General features: G+C 53.5%; 1 protein-coding gene. It reads left to right on the top strand.

What is annotated here, in order from left to right; translation table 11 throughout:
• Positions 1 to 41 precede the first annotated feature (41 nt).
• Positions 42 to 1,262: IS1380 family transposase (locus ACOCD2_RS20510; protein WP_293715347.1), on the top strand; the 1,221-nt coding region annotated here is incomplete at its 3' end.

Raw genomic sequence — 1,262 nt, 5'->3', positions numbered from 1 at the left:
TAAAATGTGGGCTTATGAAACATCACCCAGCAGGTGAAGCAATGAAACGTTTCATCATCGAACAATCCAGCGCCGATATCATCAGCCACAGTGGCCTGTCTTTGATTGGTCAAGCGATCAATGGTATAGAGAGCGAGTTCTATTTCACCAGCGCGATGGATATCGATGAGATACCTGGGGAAGCGACGTTGCGCCAACGCATGGATAAACATGCCATTAGTTTTCTCCCCATTGTAGAAAAAGCCAGTCGGGATTTTCTGAGCAATATCCAGCCTGCTCTGCGACCCTTGTCCACCGGCCATATGCCGGTCGATGCCGATGTCACGCCCATGGATAATTCAGGCAGTCACAAGGAAGGGGTATCGAGGACCTACAAGGGACATGATGGGTATGCGCCCATGGCGGTTTACCTGGGCCAGGAAGGCTACTGTATCGGCTTTGAACTTCGTGAAGGCAAGCAGCACTGCCAGAAAGACACGCCGGCCTTGTTGGCCCGGGCATTGCGGGATGCCCAAAAGATCGCAGCCCAGCCCTTGTTGCTGAGGCTCGACGGTGGCAACGATGCCATTGAGAACATTGAGGTCGTGCTGGCGCATAACGAAGCGCATGAAGATCTGCCAGTGGTGGATTTTCTCATCAACAAGTGGAACCCGCGCAGGCAGGATAAGGCGGACTGGCTTGCCATTGCGGAACAGAAGGGGAAGTGGATATATTCTCGGGAAGGCAAGCGGGTTGCGCTGTTCAGTGTACAAACCGCGCGGCATTGGAAGGGTCATAATTACTCGGTGCGTCGGGTCATTCGGATCATTGAAAGAACCATTGACAAGCACGGGCAACGGTTGCTGGTTCCTGAGATTGATCTTGAAGGCTGGTGGACCAGCCTGGACGTCAGTGAAGAAGACGTCATACAGCTTTATGCGGATCATGGCGCCTCGGAACAGTTCCACAGTGAATTCAAAACGGACAGGGATATCGAGCGCCTGCCTTCGGGTAAACTTGCTACCAATGCCCTGGTGTTGGGCCTGAGCGTGCTGGCCTATAATATTCTGCGCTGGATCGGACAAAATGGCTTGCCGGGGTCGAAGTCACCCAAGCGGAGCAAGGCACAGAGGCGACGGATCAGAACCGTGATGCAGGAACCGATGTATGTTGCCGCACGTATCATCAAAACAGCGCGCACCATCAAGATAAGTTTTGGCAGAAGTTGTCGAGCGCTGCAGGCCTTTGATGCGGTGTATCGAAAACTGGCCTATGGCCAGGCG

This window comes from Thiolapillus sp. (assembly GCF_048562965.1).
Classification (GTDB): domain Bacteria; phylum Pseudomonadota; class Gammaproteobacteria; order Chromatiales; family Chromatiaceae; genus Thiolapillus; species Thiolapillus brandeum_A.
The sequence above is the reverse complement of the archived record's forward strand: the minus strand, read 5'-3'. Positions and strand labels throughout refer to the sequence as shown.